At 39.0% G+C, this 17116-nt stretch carries 12 protein-coding genes and 1 other annotated feature; of the genes, 1 reads left to right on the top strand and 11 read right to left on the bottom strand.

What is annotated here, in order from left to right:
- Positions 1-53 precede the first annotated feature (53 nt).
- The 5 genes from ACIQZI_RS03360 to ACIQZI_RS03340 form a co-directional block, all read right to left on the bottom strand.
- Positions 54-1262, bottom strand: a complete 1209-nt coding sequence (locus tag ACIQZI_RS03360) for a type II secretion system F family protein (RefSeq protein ID WP_403069357.1) — start codon at positions 1260-1262, stop codon at positions 54-56.
- The gene (locus ACIQZI_RS03355; protein ID WP_403069354.1) at positions 1262-2302 is read right to left on the bottom strand and encodes a type IV pilus twitching motility protein PilT; all 1041 of its coding nucleotides are present in this window, start codon (positions 2300-2302) and stop codon (positions 1262-1264) included. The genes ACIQZI_RS03360 and ACIQZI_RS03355 overlap by 1 nt, the downstream gene beginning before the upstream one ends.
- Before the next feature lie 16 nt (positions 2303-2318).
- Positions 2319-3962 carry a GspE/PulE family protein gene (locus ACIQZI_RS03350; RefSeq protein ID WP_403069351.1) on the bottom strand — a complete coding sequence of 548 codons (1644 nt, stop codon included), beginning with the start codon at positions 3960-3962 and terminating at the stop codon, positions 2319-2321.
- A 350-nt stretch (positions 3963-4312) separates the two neighbouring features.
- Positions 4313-4816 (bottom strand): hypothetical protein, encoded by a 504-nt coding sequence (locus ACIQZI_RS03345; protein WP_062177154.1) that lies wholly within the window; start codon positions 4814-4816, stop codon positions 4313-4315.
- Positions 4817-4827: 11 nt separating this feature from the next.
- Positions 4828-5247 (bottom strand): type IV pilus modification PilV family protein, encoded by a 420-nt coding sequence (locus ACIQZI_RS03340; RefSeq protein ID WP_403069347.1) that lies wholly within the window; start codon positions 5245-5247, stop codon positions 4828-4830.
- 55 nt (positions 5248-5302) lie between these two features.
- Here ACIQZI_RS03340 and ACIQZI_RS03335 point away from each other — a divergent pair, with 55 nt between their 5' ends.
- The gene (locus ACIQZI_RS03335; protein ID WP_403069344.1) at positions 5303-6715 is read left to right on the top strand and encodes a prepilin-type N-terminal cleavage/methylation domain-containing protein; all 1413 of its coding nucleotides are present in this window, start codon (positions 5303-5305) and stop codon (positions 6713-6715) included.
- 119 nt (positions 6716-6834) lie between these two features.
- On the opposite strand, the gene ACIQZI_RS03330 is transcribed toward ACIQZI_RS03335, so the two are convergent.
- From ACIQZI_RS03330 to ACIQZI_RS03305, 6 genes are all read right to left on the bottom strand, one after another.
- Positions 6835-8160, bottom strand: coding sequence for a VanW family protein (locus ACIQZI_RS03330; protein WP_403069341.1), 1326 nt, complete (start codon positions 8158-8160; stop codon positions 6835-6837).
- Positions 8161-8886: a hypothetical protein gene (locus tag ACIQZI_RS03325; RefSeq protein WP_403069338.1), complete on the bottom strand. Its 726-nt coding sequence runs from the start codon at positions 8884-8886 to the stop codon at positions 8161-8163. It lies immediately after the preceding gene.
- A gap of 449 nt (positions 8887-9335) precedes the next feature.
- Positions 9336-10625 carry a bifunctional folylpolyglutamate synthase/dihydrofolate synthase gene (locus tag ACIQZI_RS03320; protein ID WP_403069335.1) on the bottom strand — a complete coding sequence of 430 codons (1290 nt, stop codon included), beginning with the start codon at positions 10623-10625 and terminating at the stop codon, positions 9336-9338.
- A 352-nt stretch (positions 10626-10977) separates the two neighbouring features.
- Positions 10978-13623, bottom strand: coding sequence for a valine--tRNA ligase (locus ACIQZI_RS03315; RefSeq protein ID WP_403069332.1), 2646 nt, complete (start codon positions 13621-13623; stop codon positions 10978-10980).
- A gap of 53 nt (positions 13624-13676) precedes the next feature.
- Positions 13677-13911 (bottom strand) — a binding site (T-box leader).
- Positions 13912-14462: 551 nt separating this feature from the next.
- Positions 14463-15554, bottom strand: coding sequence for a spore coat protein YsxE (gene ysxE, locus ACIQZI_RS03310; RefSeq protein ID WP_403072012.1), 1092 nt, complete (start codon positions 15552-15554; stop codon positions 14463-14465).
- A gap of 55 nt (positions 15555-15609) precedes the next feature.
- The gene (locus ACIQZI_RS03305) at positions 15610-17082 is read right to left on the bottom strand and encodes a LysM peptidoglycan-binding domain-containing protein (protein ID WP_403069329.1); all 1473 of its coding nucleotides are present in this window, start codon (positions 17080-17082) and stop codon (positions 15610-15612) included.
- Between the last annotated feature and the right edge of the window lie 34 nt (positions 17083-17116).

The following is a 17116-nucleotide window of genomic DNA, read 5'->3' as shown; positions in this document are numbered from 1 at the left end:
TATAAGACTCATTCACTAGTTGACAACTACTTTTTCTACTATATTGAACATTTTTATTGGATTTCGTTAAATATAGTGAACATCGGAACGGCAATGGCTGCTACAATGCCTCCAACAACTACAGCTAGAAAGATAATGAGAAAGGGTTCAATAAGAGATTTCATTTGATTTGTTGCATTGTCTACTTCCATTTCGTAAAAATCAGCGACGCGATCTAGCATGACATCCAAAGTACCAGATTTTTCACCGACGATGATCATTTGCGTGACCATCGGTGGAAATGCCCAGTGTCTTTCCATCGGAATGGCCATGGACTCGCCTTTTTCAATCGAAAGTCGCGATTGTTTCATCACCCTGGTTAACACTTCATTTCCTAAAATCTTTTCCACCATTGTTAAAGATTGCAAAATTGGCACAGAACTCTTGAAAAGCGAGCTTAATGTTCTCGTCATTCTTGCAATCTCCGCCTTTTGAATCAGTTGCCCGAAGATAGGCATTCTTAAAAGCCAATAATCAAGATAGTATTTCATCTCGCTATTGGATCGTATATAGCGAATGAAGATATATAATCCAACCGCTAATAAGAGAAATACCCACCAAAACCTTTCAAAAAATCCACCAAGATTGAGAATCAACTTCGTAAAGAAAGGAAGCTCACTACCAAATGAAGTAAACATATCGGCGAAAGTTGGTACGACTTTAGCTAACATAAAAATGATAATAATAATACTCAAGCAACCAACCGTTGCTGGGTACATCAACGCCGATTGTACTTTTTGCCTTGTCTGATACTGTTTCTCAAAATAAACTGCCATTCGTTCCAGAACCTCTTCTAGATTCCCGCCAGCTTCACCCGCTCGCATCATATTTATGAAGAGAGGCGGGAACACATTTCGTTGCTTTTCTGCTCCTTCAGAATAAGGGTTTCCATCTTCTAAACTTTGAACAATATGTTCTAATGTTTTTCGCAGCAGTTTACTTGATGTTTGTTCCGCCAAAATCTTTGTCGCTTCTACAACACTGATCCCTGCTTGAATTAATGTTGAAAACTGGCGCAGATATATAATAAAATCACGATTTTTTATGCTTTTTCTACCCAAGGAGATTTCTTTATATAAAATGCCCTTTAGTTCATCAATACTCGTCACAGCTATCCCTGTTTCTCTTAGCCTTGTGACCGCCTCTTTTCGTGTGTCCGCCGTCATTTTCCCTTGTTTTTTTCTTCCCATCCGATCTCTACCCTGATAGTGAAAAACTGGCATTAGATGATTCCTTCTTCTAAATAAGGGAGGGCAGAATAAGAATCAATCTTCCCTTCTTCCACTAATTGTTTAATCGACATTTCCATCGTTTGCATGCCAGCCGATTTACTCGTCTGCATCACACTTGCAATTTGATGGATTTTTTCATTACGAATTAAATTTTTGACAGCAGCATTATTCACCAGAATCTCGATCGCTGCCACCCTTCCTGCCCGGTCTTTTGACGGCAATAAACGCTGTGAGATAATCGCAGATAAGACGGAGGCAAGCTGAACACGGACTTGCGGTTGCTGATTGGGCGGGAACACATCAATGATCCGGTCAATTGTTGCCGGTGCATCTGTTGTATGCAAGGTGCCAAGTACTAAGTGACCCGTTTCCGCTGCGGTAATCGCTGTGGAAATCGTTTCTAAATCGCGCATTTCTCCGACTAAAATAATATCAGGATCTTGTCGTAAACAAGCGCGCAGGCCATTTGAGAAATTTTGTGTATCAAAACCAACTTCCCGTTGATCAATAATACTCAATTGATGTTTATGTAAATACTCGATTGGATCTTCAAGCGTAATAATATGTTTCTTCATATTTTTATTAATATAATCAATCATCGCTGCAAGCGTCGTTGATTTCCCGCTTCCAGTCGGTCCTGTCACCAAAACGAGCCCTTGCCTTTTTTCAGATATCGCTTGTAAAACAGATGGTAGCTTCAATTGTTCTAAAGTCGGAACTTCGGTTGGTACGACTCGAATCGCAAGGCTGATACAAGAACGCTGATGATAAGCATTGACCCGGAAGCGCGAAACGCCAGGGATTCCATATGACAGATCCAACTCTCCTTTGTCCTTAAACGCCTGCCACATCGATTCAGGAATCATTACTTTCGCCATTAATTCTGTGTCTGCTGGCGTAAGGTTTTCTTTTCCATACTGTTTCAAGTCACCGTGAAGTCTCATAATCGGCGGTACACCTACCGTTAAATGAATATCAGACGTCCCTAAATCAAAAGCAGCTTTTAAAATATAATCCAATTTCTCCTTCACACATCTAGCCCCCTAATCATGTCCCCGCTACCCGCAGTACTTCCTCTACCGTTGTCAATCCTTGTTTGGCTTTAAGCAAGCCATCGTCAATGAGGAAAATCATCCCATTGCGAACCGTATATTGCTGGATTTCACTAAGTGGCTTATTATTCATCATCATCGTTTGAATTGTATCATCGATATTCAATACTTCATGAATCGCAATCCTGCCATGATAGCCACTGTTTTGACAGCTTGGACATCCTTTGCCACGATATAAAGATTGCACAGGGATGCCACGTTTTTGAAACAAATTTCTTTCCATGGCAGATGGTGTGTATGCTAGTTTACAATCCGGACAGACTTTGCGAATCAGTCTCTGAGCGATGACGCCAGTTAAGGAGGAAACAACCAAATACGGTTCAACATCCATATCTAATAGTCTCGGAATCGTTGAAAGCGCACTATTGGTATGCAAAGTACTTAATACAAGATGCCCTGTCAAAGATGCCCGAACAGCTATTTCCGCTGTCTCGCGATCACGAATTTCACCAATCATGACAATGTTTGGATCTTGTCGTAAAATCGAGCGCAAGCCACTAGCAAACGTTAGACCTACGCTTGGATTGACCTGCACTTGATTGATGCCCTTCATTTGATATTCCACAGGATCTTCCACAGTAATAATATTAACCTGTTCAGTATTCAAATGATTCAATGCCGCATATAGAGTCGATGTTTTTCCAGAACCGGTTGGCCCCGTAATCAGAATCATCCCAGACGGCCGTTCAATCATCGCAACAAAGGCTTTGACATTCACTTGATTAAAACCAAGCTGTGAAAGATGAATCATCACATTGGATAAATCTAAAATACGAATGACGATTTTTTCACCAAATACGGTTGGCAATAATGAAATTCGTAAATCAATAGGCGTAGCATTCACATCCAATTTAATTCTGCCATCCTGTGGCAGTCTCGTTTCGGTAATGTTCAAATTAGCCAAAATTTTAATTCTAGCAATTAACAAACTATAAATATTCTTCGAAAGGACACGTTCTGTACGTAAAATCCCATCGACCCGATAGCGAATAAGGATGTTTGATTCCTGTGGATCGATATGAATATCGCTCGCTTTCATCTGTACGCCCGCTTCAAGAAGTTGATTGACAAGCTTAACAGCTGGTGCATCTTCACCATCTAGATTCTCAGTCGCGATCCTGTTCATATCTAATTCTTCAAATGTCTCTGTCTTGCTATAATATTTATAGAGTGACGCAATGATTTCTTCCTTTTTCGCTATGACAGGTGAGATCACCAAACCAGTCGATAGTCCCATATCATCTAATGCGATATAATCCATCGGATCATGCATCGCTACAATGAGTTGATTCCCTTCTTTTTTTATGGGCATGACTAAGTTCCTGAAGGCAAAATCTTTTGCAATCAAGCCTAAGACGGCTGTATCTACGGGATAACGAAATAAGCTGATCTGAGGTACACCTAGTTGGAACTCAAGCACCTCAATGAGTTGCTGCTCATTGATTAATCCGCGTTCCAATAAGGCATCACCCATTTTTTGCCCTTCTTTTTTGTATGTTAATGTATCCTGCAATTTTTCTTCCGTAATGATCCCTGCTTCAACAAGTAAATCGCCTAAACGTTTTCTTTCACTTTTCATTCTATCACCCCTATCTGGCATCCTTTGATCATTGTCTGCTATCATTCAAAATAACATGAAATCTACTTAAATTATAGAGCGAATTACCCAATCTTTGTAGTACTATACGAATAATGATATTAGGATGTTCTTCCATTCAATTTAGATGAAAAGAAGAACTTGTCCCTTTTGTTTGCATGGATTGTAGGAAAATAGACGAGGTACCTAACTTTGTTGTATAAGAATTTAGTTATAATTTGAAAAAGGGAGATGAAGTTGAAGCAGTCTGCCCTTTTTGCCATGGAACGATGCGGCAAGCGTGAAAGGATCCCAAGTGAGTACATCTACACTTGAGATGGGAGAGAGGTTGCTTAGCGATTTTGTTCTTGGATCTTTATATTAATGGTTTTTTCTCGTTCCGAATCTGCTTGAGCATACACATTATTCAATGAGGGAGTAATAGTATATGTGACCGTAAGAGTGTTATCTACTCTTGTTATACTAATATAATCTATTTTAAATTGATACATTTTATCAGATGATATGATTTCTTTATCTACTAATTTAGTTCTAAATTCTTTTTCGTATTTAACAGCAATTTCAGCGTCTGTAGGAATAGCGTTAGTGGTAGGGAACTCATTTAGCCATTTTATGACCGCTTTTTTTGCTTCGTTATTTGCTGTGTTTATCTCCTTCTCAACATACTTTAAGCCCATTCGTGATGATTGATGTAACTGTATATTTCCCTCTGATTTTTGATTCTGCAAAGAACTGTTTAAAACATTGCTAATTAAAGTTACTGAAAAAATAAGGATTAATGTAATCGTTAATAATACAAGCACTAATGTATAACCTGCTTCATTTTTTTGTTTCATCAATTATTCTCCTAATTGTTGAGGCTTACATCTACATATCCATATGTAATCGTTAGTTCTTTATGGTCTTCTGATTCTATTCTTATAGAGATAGGAAGTAAGCCTAGTGAGCTTTCTTGTCTACTTTGTGTTAAAGGTGTCACGGTTGAAAGATAGTTTTTTTGATTTAATGGAATGGATGGACGAATATACTTATCTACTGGGATAGTTTGGCAATCGTTTGTTTTACAATATGTTTCCAAGCTATTTGTTACCTCATAAAGTTCTTGTTCAGCTAGATTAATTGCTGTTAATTTATCTTCTGTTTTTGTAGAAAATGTCATTGCATTTGAGAAGAAGGATAAAAATATCGTTAACACAATACCAAGGATTGTGATGGAAGCTAGAACTTCAATAAGAGTGAAGGCTTGATTATTTTTTAGATTATTCACGAATTGCTACCACCTAATGTCTTTTTATTCATTATATAACAAACTATAATAGGGAATGGATCAATTTTATCAAAAAGTGGGGAATTTCATGAAACAGGTAAACAAGGAATCTGGCATTACTTTAATAGAAGTGCTAGCCGCTTTAGCCATTACAGGATTTATTGGGAGTGTTGTGTATGGTGTGTTTTTTCAAACGCTGCACGTTAAGGAGAAGACACAGTCGCATAACGAATTGAGACAAGAAGCAAATATTGTCATGACCCAGTTGCGATCGATGCATGAGAATGGAGATAGTATTTGGTATAGTTCTGGCATGTTATACACAGAGAAAGAAAAGAAAAATCCATTAGCAACAGAAACAAATTATCTTTTTACAGAAGTACTAATCAATGGGACTAAAGTCGTTTCAGAGCAAAGCATACAGCTATTGTCTACATCAACTTTCAAAGTAGCCTTTACTATAAAAGATCACTATCAAAACGAATACAACTTGGAAACGGTGTTACCGGGGACAACGAATCAGCCTATTGCGGGTGAGATTGTAAAGCCTCCTAGCCCTAGTACAGTGGAAGATTTTTATACTTTTCTAGTGAAGAATGATATTTTTGTGTATGGTTCACAGTTTGAATTTCAAGGTAATCAAGTGAACGGACCTAATGCCACGATTATTGTTGGAGGAAATTTGCTTAGCAGTCAATTAAACGGTGGTTCATTTAGTAATGTTTCTAATATTAATATAAATGGGTCCGTAAATATAGATGGAGGTAGTGCAGGTTTGGGTTCACCTACATCTCCAGGAACGATATATGTGAATGGAGATGTAACCTTGTGGGGTGGAACACGTCATATATATGGAGATGTATATGTTAATGGAAATCTTAAGCTCAAAGATGCTATCATTCATGGAAATGTTTACGTTCAAGGGAATGTTGAATTGGATTGGACACCTACGATAGAAGGAAATGCAAGAATTTATTATAAAGGGACTTTAAAATATCCTAATAATTATCATCAATCTATTCTGGACAAAGTGATTCTTAAAGCTGATGTTCCAAAGTTAACTAAGAGTTATACGGATATTCCACCATTAAAAGATTCTCAGTGGTACAAGGATCACGGATATACCCAAACGATAAAACCTGATAATATGAGATTATATGGGAATAGCATAAATGTTCAAAGCTATTATGATAGTGGTTTAGGAAAATATGTAAATACTTTTACTAACGCAACCATTGTTAGTCAGGGAGATATTACTATAAACAGCGGGGGCTTAAAAATGACAGGGGTCTTATTTGCCCCAAATGGCAAGGTAACTTTTAGTGGTGAATCATTTGAAGGTGTAGTAATTGCTAGAAATGGTTTTAATGTGACAAGTGGGGGAACTACTATTACATTCAAGGGTATAGAACAGTATATAAGGGATCCTAAAGATTTTCCACTTCAGGCACTAAGTAAGATTGATTAACAAATACAAATGATTTTACAAAAAAGGTCGGGTTTATAACTCACTAAAAATGAAGTAACAGATGATTAGAAAAATAACCAGAATGGCTACCAAAAATATTTGGCAGCCATTTCTCAAGTCTAGTCTATAGATTTATCTTTTTCTTTTGTATCCAATGGTAGTTTCTCTTCTATTGAGTCTTCACCAAGTTCTTCATCAACTCTCAGTTGCGTATCTAGTTCTTCGTCCGAATGATCATCTTCACCCTCTTCAATCAGTTCTAATTCCATATCATCTCCCCCTATTACCTCAGACTCCACAGGTATTTCCTTCAAAACAACCTCGTTCACAGGTAAATAAAAGTCATTCGAAATTTGCACGGAATCCAGTTTTTCATTCAATGAATTATACGTTTCCCGATAAACGGATACTGAATATCCCAGTTTACCTGACTTCTTAATCGTTTCTGAACCGTTTGGCAATAATGCTGTGTATTGAATGATCTTCCGATAAGGGATGGTCTTCGAATCTTTTAATACGACTTTATATTGTTGTTCTGTCTCGTATCCACTAATTTCAACGATGAGCACACCTGGTTGAGTAGCTTTGATTGTAACTGTCATTTCGAAGTCATTAGGATTGGCTAATTTCAAGTCCATTCCGTTTCGATTGACTTTGGCTTCATAGCCTGCTGTAACCCCTACAGGCACTTCCTGACTTGTATTTCTTTCAAGAATTTGTAGATTAGTTGATAAGCTTGCTTCATATACTAGAGAGGCTACTTGTGTTAAAAATTCATCCGTCCAACTACCGGCATTCACACTCAAATCGTTGATGAAAGAAAACTCGCCGAAAGCTGGAATCGTTATTGGATGCGTGCTCCCAACCCATGATGATAATGATTTGACGTCGATATGTTGCTTTTTTGCATGAGAAATCACACTTACAGACACCGATTCCTCAAAGAATTTTGTCAAACTTATCACTCGCTCATTCACATCAAGCAAACCAGCTTGTCTCTGAATTTCCGCTTGTAATTGATCTACTTTTACCCTTTCAATTACCTGTTCATCCACAATTTCTTTTAACAACTGTCTGATATTTGTTTCCGTTATAGTAGCGAATAATGGATTGTCCATACCGTTTTCTGCGTCTTGAACAGATTCTTCTAACGAAAAATGAATGAAATCCATAGGAATCGTCATTTTACGATCTGCAAAGGTTAATGAAAGGCGACTTTTGCTTTGCCATTCAGCAATCGTGTGGATGAGATTTTCATTTGCTTGTTTAGTAGACTCGCCACTAACCTGAACAGTTCCAATGAATGTATTTGCGGCAAACTTTTGATCTTGTTGCAGGAATTTCTCGTAGGCTTTGACTCCTAATTGTGAAAACGACATGATAAAAATCGTTGAAAGGACTACAATTGCTAAAACCCGTAAGTAGGTAGGGAAGCGTTTCTCCATTTACTGTCCCCCCGCTTGCTTTTTTTTCAAATACATTTCTTCCAAATCATCAAACTCCAGACTGAGACGTTCAGCCGGTGCAAGGTTTACTTCGTTCTTGCTCAGCTGCTCGTCCTCTATAGAAGTTGCTACCTGCGCTTCAAGATTTGCAAAGATTTTCTTTCTTGCTGCCAAAACCTGTTCTTCCTCACTTGAACTGAAAGGTTCTAGGTCATCTGTATCCTCAGTCGCCAAAATTTCTCGATTCGTAAAATCAATAAATTCAGAAGCATCCTCTTTCAATTCCAGCGGCTTATTCATGATCGTTTCAATTTTAACCAATGATGTGTCTGATTTCCCTTCAACTTCTTGAATCATAAATGGTTCTGGCTGCTCTTTTGAAGAAGCATAGTATTCATCTACCGTTTCACTCATTTTTGCTCGTTCTTGTAACTCAGCAAAAGAAAACAACGGATCCATTTCCGATAAATTGGCTTCTTCTGTTTCCTTTCCATGAGAAAACTCGAGTCTATTCACCATGATATAAGTCATAAGAATAGCCAATAGAAACTGCGCGATATACAGAAACCAACGCGGAAAAAAATCATTCGCAACAAGCGGAATGGCTGCGAGACAAACACTACATATCAAAATAGCTATTCTCCCAGACCGCGATATTCGCAAAGGAAGTGTATACAGGAGGATAGCTAGCAGAACGACAGCAATCATTGTTGTATATATAATCATCAAAGTGCTTCACCCCGCATTTAACTTATCATCCCTATCATAAACCAATGAATTAGAAAAAGTAATCCAAAACTAAAAAAAGATCCGACCTAATGCCTACTGTACACAGTTCAAATGAAGTGTCTATAGTTTGCGAAAGGTCCGATCTTTAAATATGTGTTTCACCCGTCATATTGAGATACCCGGTTTCTCCCTCCTCGCTTAGCACCACTATCGATTCCTATTAATAATTCTGGCTCGTAATACTTGAAACAGGAAGTTAATATCCGTGCTAAGTCTGGTGTTTCCACTGAACATTGCCCCATCGCATCATTAAGCTACAGGTTTTTTATAAAAACTGTCATAAAGGGTTGATCTCGTATGAATATGGCAGTTGGCTTCATAAATTTTTGCGTCAAATTGGGCTCCGGCGCGCAAAATTCATTTCTCAATCGAATACGGTCGTCTGTTCAACTATTTTTCATGATATACGGTCGGGCAAGTGCAAGAAAATAGAGGGAACCTGTGACGATGACTAAATCATTGATGGTTCGATGATTCAGTGCATAATCGATCGCTTCCTGCCAGTTTATGATGGCCTTTTTCTTATCCATCTTACTTTTTTCAAAAAGTTCCTGTGCGGATGCTGCTCGCTTAAAATCAATTTCGGTAAAGATAATCGATGCTGCTTGTTCATCTACCATGCTTAACACTTGATTGTAGTCTTTATCTTGTAAAGCAGTAAAAACAAAATGATAATTCAAATCAGGGTATCTAGTTTGTAATGTTTCCAACAAAACTTTCATTCCAGCAGGGTTATGAGCGCCATCTAAAATGATATGACCTGGTAACACTTCAAATCGCCCAGCCCAATGTGCTTTTGCCAACCCTTGCCGAATGCTATTTTCAGAGATTTCTAGATGGTATTTTTCAATTAATAGCCTTACTGCTGCAATAGCTAGCGCCGCATTATTCACCTGATGACGTCCGAGCATTTTAAGGTCGATTTGTTCAAGCGTTGTATGCCCCATTTTAAACGAAAAATATTGGCCATCCTGAACTTGGCTAGGCTCATTCACGAAGATTTCTTTATTTATACAATAAAGGTTTGCATCCTGTACTTTGGCATACTCCATTATAGCCGTAGCTGGTTCCTCTTCCGTTACACCACTAATAACCGGAACACCATGTTTAATAATGCCCGCCTTTTCAGATGCGATTTCAGCCAAAGTATTTCCAAGAATATTCGTATGCTCTAAAGAAATCGACGTGATAATAGATAGTAAAGGAGTGATGACATTCGTACAATCAAGCCTACCACCTAATCCAGTTTCAATGAGCGCAATGTCCATCTCTTTTTTTTGAAAATAAAGAAAGGATAGGATCGTAATAATCTCAAAAAAAGTAGCTCGATATCCTACTTGTCCTTCTTCCAATAAAGGATAAAGGGTATTCATATGTTCAATGATTTCTTCATCTGAGATCATCGTTTCATTTATCATCATTCTTTCGTTCACTTTTTCTAGATGTGGTGAAGTAAAACTGCCAACTTTAAGACCTTGAGCCATTAAGATTTCTTTTAAGGCATTCAATGTCGAGCCTTTACCATTTGATCCAGCAATATGTATGGATTGAAAGCTCTTTTCTGGATTCCTGAGCTCTTTTAAAAGATTCTCCATCCGTGCAAGCCCGAAGTCCATCCCAAGCTTCGATTCTCTACTATATAAATAGTCCATTACCTCTTCCATTGATTGAAACAAACATACCACTCCCTAAAAATCGATCTTTTTCTCAAACTTTTAATAAAGGATCACATTTAAACATAACAAACTCCTAAAAAATAGGCAAAATGATTTTTTTATGGACGGCTGGAAATTTTCTTGATCTTCAAAGTGGCTTTTTTCAATTCAATTATCCATCTGTATGCAACTAATAAAAAAGGATGACCCATAGAGTCATCTGTTACCTTTTTGAGTCATCCTTTTTTCATGGAAAAGGGGCGGGGCTTTGCAAAATCAGCTCCGCACCGCCACCTTTCATTAGGTGATACAGTTTAAAATCCTGAACCTTTTTCCTCGTAGGGTTAAGAGTAACGCTCAAGATTTTTTTTACTTACAGCTGTTTCAATTCATTCATACGATGAATAACAGCGTCACGTTTTTCAACATAGTCTTTTTCTTTTGCTTTTTCTTCTTCAATTACTTGTGCAGGGGCTTTTTTCACGAAGCCTTCATTGCCTAGTTTCTTTTGCACACGTTCTACTTCTTTATTCAGTTTCTCCAGCTCTTTATCCAAACGTTTAATTTCGTCTTCGATATTGATTAAGCCTTGAAGCGGTAGAATAAGTTCCACACCTGTAACGACAGCTGTCATTGCTTGGCCTGGCTCATCTACTACTGTACCGATTGTCAATTCCTCAGGATTACAGAATCGTTCAATGTAGGCACGGTTATTTTGAAGTGTTGTTACAATGCTTTCGTCTTTCGCTTTCAGAATGAGCTTGATTTTCTTGCTAAGTGGTGTATTTACTTCACTGCGAATATTACGTACAGAACGAATGATTTCAACAAGCAACTTCATTTCCTCAGCTGCTGCACTGTCCGTAAGTTCAGAACGCACCTCCGGCCATGCTGCAACGGTGATTGATTCGCCATTATGCGGCAAGTTTTGCCATATTTCCTCGGTGATAAACGGCATGAATGGATGCAATAAACGCATGGTGTTATCAAGTACATAAGCTAGAATTGAACGAGTCGTTTTCTTTGCTGCTTCATTTTCACCGTATAATGGTAGCTTCGCCATTTCAATATACCAGTCACAGAAGTCATCCCAGATAAAGTTATAAAGAGCGCGGCCTACTTCACCGAATTCATATTTATCAGCTAGACGAGTAACGGTTTCAATCGTTTCGTTCAGACGAGTTAAGATCCATTTGTCCGCAACGGATTTTTCACCAGTTAAGTCAATTTCTTCATATTTCATTCCATCCATATTCATCAATGCGAAACGGGATGCATTCCAAATTTTATTAGCAAAATTCCATACCGCTTCCACTTTTTCTGTGCTGTAGCGAAGATCTTGGCCTGGTGAGCTTCCTGTTGATAAGAAGTAACGTAATGAATCGGCACCATATTGATCGATGACGTCCATTGGATCAACTCCATTACCTAGGGATTTGCTCATTTTGCGACCTTGTTCATCACGTACGAGCCCATGAATGAGTACATCTTTAAATGGACGCTCGCCAGTGAATTCAATTGCTTGGAAAATCATTCGAGACACCCAGAAGAAGATAATGTCATAGCCTGTAACAAGTGAACCTGTTGGGTAGTAGCGTTTGAAATCGGCGCTTTCACGATCCGGCCAGCCCATTGTTGAAAACGGCCATAGTGCTGAACTGAACCATGTGTCAAGAACATCCGTATCCTGTTCCCAATTTTCACTGTCAACAGGTTCTTCTTGACCGACATATACTTCTCCTGTTTCTTTATGATACCAAGCCGGAATACGGTGGCCCCACCAAAGCTGACGAGAAATACACCAATCACGGATATTCTCCATCCAGCGTAAATAGGTTTTCTCAAAACGATCCGGTACGAAGTGAACTTTTTCTTCGTCTGATCCTTGTTGAAGTTTAATCGCTTCATCTGCTAATGGCTGCATTTTGACGAACCATTGCGTAGACAAATACGGTTCAACGACAGCGCCACTTCGCTCAGAGTGACCGACAGAATGCATATGTTCTTCAATTTTAAACAGAACGCCTTGTTCTTGTAAGTCTTTGACAATTTGTTTACGGCATTCGAAACGGTCCATTCCTTTGTAAATACCGGCCTTGTCATTCATTGAGCCATCTTCGTTCATGACAAGAATGCGCTCAAGATTGTGGCGGTTGCCAAGTTCAAAATCGTTTGGATCATGAGCTGGCGTAATCTTCACTGCACCTGAACCGAAATCCTTATCGACATAATCATCCGCAACAATTGGAATTTCTCGGCCGACAATTGGCAAAATAACATGCTTACCAATTAGGTGCTTGTAACGGTCATCTTCTGGATGGACAGCAACTGCTGTATCCCCTAGCATCGTTTCAGGACGAGTTGTCGCCACTTCAATGGAACCCGATCCATCAGATAACGGATAGTTCATATGATAAAACGCACCTTGAACATCCTGATGAATGACTTCAATATCAGATAACGCCGTTTTTGTTGAAGGGTCCCAGTTAATAATATATTCGCCGCGATAAATCAACCCTTTATTATATAGCTTTACGAATACTTCTCGCACTGCTTTAGAAAGTCCTTCGTCTAATGTAAATCGTTCTCGGCTATAATCAAGACCTAAGCCAAGCTTTGCCCATTGATCACGGATATGGCCTGCATACTCTTCTTTCCAGCTCCATGTCTCTGCGACAAACTTCTCACGACCAAGGTCATAACGGCTAATTCCGTCAGCACGAAGCTTTTGCTCAACCTTTGCCTGTGTTGCAATTCCAGCGTGGTCCATTCCTGGAAGCCATAACACATCATAGCCCTGCATCCGTTTCATTCGCGTAATAATATCTTGAAGCGTCGTATCCCATGCATGACCTAAATGCAATTTACCCGTAACATTCGGTGGTGGAATCACAATCGTGTATGGCTCTTTCTTTTCATCGCTTTCCGCTTTGAAATACTGCCCATCTAACCACCATTTATAGCGGCCCTTTTCAATGGACTGCGGATCATACTTTGTCGGCATCGTTAATTCTTCCATCTGAATTTCCTCCTTAAAAATGTGTTAAAGACACAAAAAAACTTCCTTCATCACAAAAGGACGAAGAAAGTTGTTCGCGGTGCCACCTTTTTTCCGAAAAAAGAGTTCAATCCTTTTCTCGGCTCTTAAAGATTAGATAACGGCTTTTCGCCGGCTTCCGCTACTACTTTTGTTCACGGAAACTGCTCATGGACGACTTCTGATGGGACACACTTAGAAACCTTTCAGCAAATGGCTTCCTCTCTTTTAGCAGTCTTTCATCATACTACTTCCAATCATAGCGGTTGATATGTAATTATTCATTAAGATTCATTTTACAAAAGAAATACACCTAACGTCAATCATCTTCTTTAGTTTTTTAATTAAATATGAATTTATAAGTTTTTAAATGAGTTTTGGTGTCTACCCTTACATCTGTGACGGTTTTTCTTATAATATTCAGTATTTCCGGAAATGTGATCATCTATTCCGGTTTAACTAACCATCAGCGGGGATAGAAAACCCACTGATGGAAGTTTCACTTTATTCACGGAACTCCACTTTTAACCATATGATATCGTACCACTTAAAAGTGAGGAGTTGGGCAATTTTGAGACAACGTTATACTCCCTATACGCTGCCGCCCTGGCTGAAAGGTATCCGTAATGTTTGTAGTCAGTTTATGTTACCGATCTGTATTTTTCAGGGATTTCGCACTCTTTTGTTTCCGACATTTTTAGATATTTTGCTGCTTTCGATCGTTGTCGTACTGTTGATTTCTTTTCGGCAAAATTGGATATGAGGAATCAAAAAATAATCCGAAGCGATATGCTACTGTTCCTTTTAGCATACGCATCGGATTATTCTGCATTCTGTTCTTGTTCTTGCTGTTCTTGTTCTTGCTGTTGTTGTGCCTCTGCAGCTGCTTTCTTTGCCCTTTCGTTTTCCTCGATTTTCATCACCATATATTCAATATTTTTCAATAACCAATATTGCCGTTGAAAATGACTGACATATTGTAACTCACTTCGATGTCCCTTTTTTTCAAAATAACCTTTAACCACCGAAATGGATGATCCTGGATAAGCGAGATAGCTTTGAAATAACAATACTTCCTCTGACTTCAGGGGGAAATAGCGCATATAGTTGTAGAGAAGATCGACACAGTCATCACACGGAAATGGATAGGTTCTCGCAGCCTCCACTAGGTATGGAAGCAAATCAAAATGTGGTGGTGCTGTTTTTGAATTTTCGAAGTTAATAAAGTAGCCATAGCCGCGATCATCGTATACATAGTGTTTCAATGAAACCTTTCCATGTGTCACAACCGTCCGGATCTTTTCATGATCCTTTGTTTTCTCGTACCATTCTTCTAGTTTTTTCGTTGAATATTCTAGCGCCTGTGAAAGGTCAGTATAGTACGTACAATACATCAGCTCGAATGGCGACATATACCATTTCTTTTCACAGCTTTCAACAAACTCACGGAGAAATTCCAACTGTTTCTTCCATTCTTCAAGGGTCGTTTGATAATGTTCTTCACGCTCTTCCTGATCAACGGAAATCTCTCTTACTGACAATGCGTGCATCCGGGCAAGCTCGCGAAACATTTGCTTATTCCGTTCGGAGCGCTCTCCATCTTCCTGATCAGAAAGCCAAGGCATCAAATAATACAATCGACTGTTGTGAAGCACCGCATAACGGCCGTCCATCGTTTGATAGATGGGGACAATTCGATTATATCCACGCTGATATAAGCGTTGAATATTTCGGATAAAATCAATCCCAATATGAGGATCAATCGATTTAAGAGCAAAGACTCCTTTATCACTGTATAGCTTTGTAATATTGCCCATATATTCAATATGGTACGTTTTTACCGCATAGTTACGGAGAACCGCTTCAGCATCCTTGTTTCTTGTTTCATGATCCGCCATGGAATTCACTTCCATCAATTAATTTCTTGATAAGGAGGCAGGGCGAGGGGATGACCCGCTCTGCCCTTGATTAATTTTTAGTAACTCTCACCTTAGGAACGTATAATACTTGACCTTCATAGATATCTTGGCTTGGTTCTAGTTCATTGCTATTTAGGAGTGACTGTACACTGACTTCATAACGTTCAGCCAAGCTATCTAGGGTTTCTCCTTGCTGAACAATACATACTTTGATGCCAATTAACTCTTCCTCTTGCTTTCGACCTAAAAAGGAGGTTAACGAGAGATGATCGTCGCTAGTTGCCTCTTTTTGTGCCGAATCAACACTTGCGGCTTTTTCACGTTCAGATGGTTCTTCCTTCATTGTTTTTTCTTCTTTTCGGCGGACAAAATCAAGTAATGGAGCATATTCCTTTTCCAACAGAGAATTCTCAGAAACATTCTCTGGGAAGATTTCTGAATTAGGTACACGATTCTCAACTTTGCGGTTCAGTGGCACTTCTGATTTCTGCTCCAATATAGGAAGGTCCACAGCTTGTATCTCTTCTGTTTTATTTGCATAAATCGGCCGTGATGCTTCAGCTTCTTCAATGTCTGGTAATTTTCTAGCCTCTACAACAAACGGAGTAAATAACTCGTCCTCATCTTCTTTTTCCATTTTTATTTCTCGAGATAAAGGGACTAACTCTGTTTCGATTCCCTCTACTGAAGACTCCATTTCTGCCGCCGTATTTGCCGCCTCTTCTAATTCCCGGTAAAATGAGACTGGCTCGGGTTCGTTTTCCTCTAACGAATCATCGATTGCTTCTGCCTCATTTGCCGCTTCTTCTAGTTCCCGGTGAAAAAAGGCTGGCTTTGGTTCATTTTCCTCTGACGAATATTCGATTTCTTCTGGCTTATTTGCCATTTCTTCTGGTTCCCGGTAAAATGAGACTGGCTCGGGTGGGATCTCCACATTCCCAGAAGAAGAATAACTCTCATCCTCAAATTCCACTTCAACCGTTTCTTCCCATGTTGAATTTGATTCATCTCGCTCATTTTCTTCCTCTTCATATTCATCTGAATGTAAATAATCTCTTGGTTCTTCAGATTTACTTTCCGGTCGTGACTCTTCAATCCCACTAATTAAAAGCTCCGCCTCAAGCTTCAAGCAATTTTTTTCAGGCATAAAATAATCAAAAGCATGGATATTTACATCAATATGATCTAGGGACTGTATGCGATTGTTTGGAATCGTAATATCAACAGGGATACGATGAATAAATTCACTCAATCCGTCTTCTCTTTGATCCACACTATGAATCGTCTTCGGATAATAGGGCTGTGAATATCCAAGATCTTGCGCCCCAGCTTCTTCTTCAGTTTCCTTATACTCCCCACTCAAATCCAACGAACCCCTAATGACCACATACTGGTCACTCTCTTGAATGGTCACATTCGGTTCAAGCGATAGTGAATAAAGCTCTTCTATCTCCTGCCCTTTCTGAAACCAGACTGATTCCTCTAAGGAAAATCGTAAAAACGATTGATTTTCGGTTGACAAACAAACTCCTCCTTCCAAACTAAGAAAACAAATA

The sequence above is a fragment of the Peribacillus sp. NPDC096379 genome (assembly GCF_044762875.1).
In the GTDB taxonomy this organism is placed as follows: Bacteria; Bacillota; Bacilli; order Bacillales; family DSM-1321; genus Peribacillus.
The sequence above is the reverse complement of the archived record's forward strand: the minus strand, read 5'-3'. Positions and strand labels throughout refer to the sequence as shown.

What these genes read in the sequence shown, in the direction of transcription:
- ACIQZI_RS03360 (WP_403069357.1), bottom strand. Translation starts at nt 1,262, where the DNA reads ATGCCAGTTTTTCACTATCAGGGTAGAGATCGGATGGGAAGAAAAAAA.
- ACIQZI_RS03350 (WP_403069351.1), bottom strand. Translation starts at nt 3,962, where the DNA reads ATGAAAAGTGAAAGAAAACGTTTAGGCGATTTACTTGTTGAAGCAGGG.
- ACIQZI_RS03345 (WP_062177154.1), bottom strand. Translation starts at nt 4,816, where the DNA reads ATGAAACAAAAAAATGAAGCAGGTTATACATTAGTGCTTGTATTATTA.
- ACIQZI_RS03335 (WP_403069344.1), top strand. Translation starts at nt 5,303, where the DNA reads ATGGATCAATTTTATCAAAAAGTGGGGAATTTCATGAAACAGGTAAAC.
- ACIQZI_RS03330 (WP_403069341.1), bottom strand. Translation starts at nt 8,160, where the DNA reads ATGGAGAAACGCTTCCCTACCTACTTACGGGTTTTAGCAATTGTAGTC.
- ACIQZI_RS03325 (WP_403069338.1), bottom strand. Translation starts at nt 8,886, where the DNA reads ATGATTATATATACAACAATGATTGCTGTCGTTCTGCTAGCTATCCTC.
- ACIQZI_RS03315 (WP_403069332.1), bottom strand. Translation starts at nt 13,623, where the DNA reads ATGGAAGAATTAACGATGCCGACAAAGTATGATCCGCAGTCCATTGAA.
- ysxE (WP_403072012.1), bottom strand. Translation starts at nt 15,554, where the DNA reads ATGGAAGTGAATTCCATGGCGGATCATGAAACAAGAAACAAGGATGCT.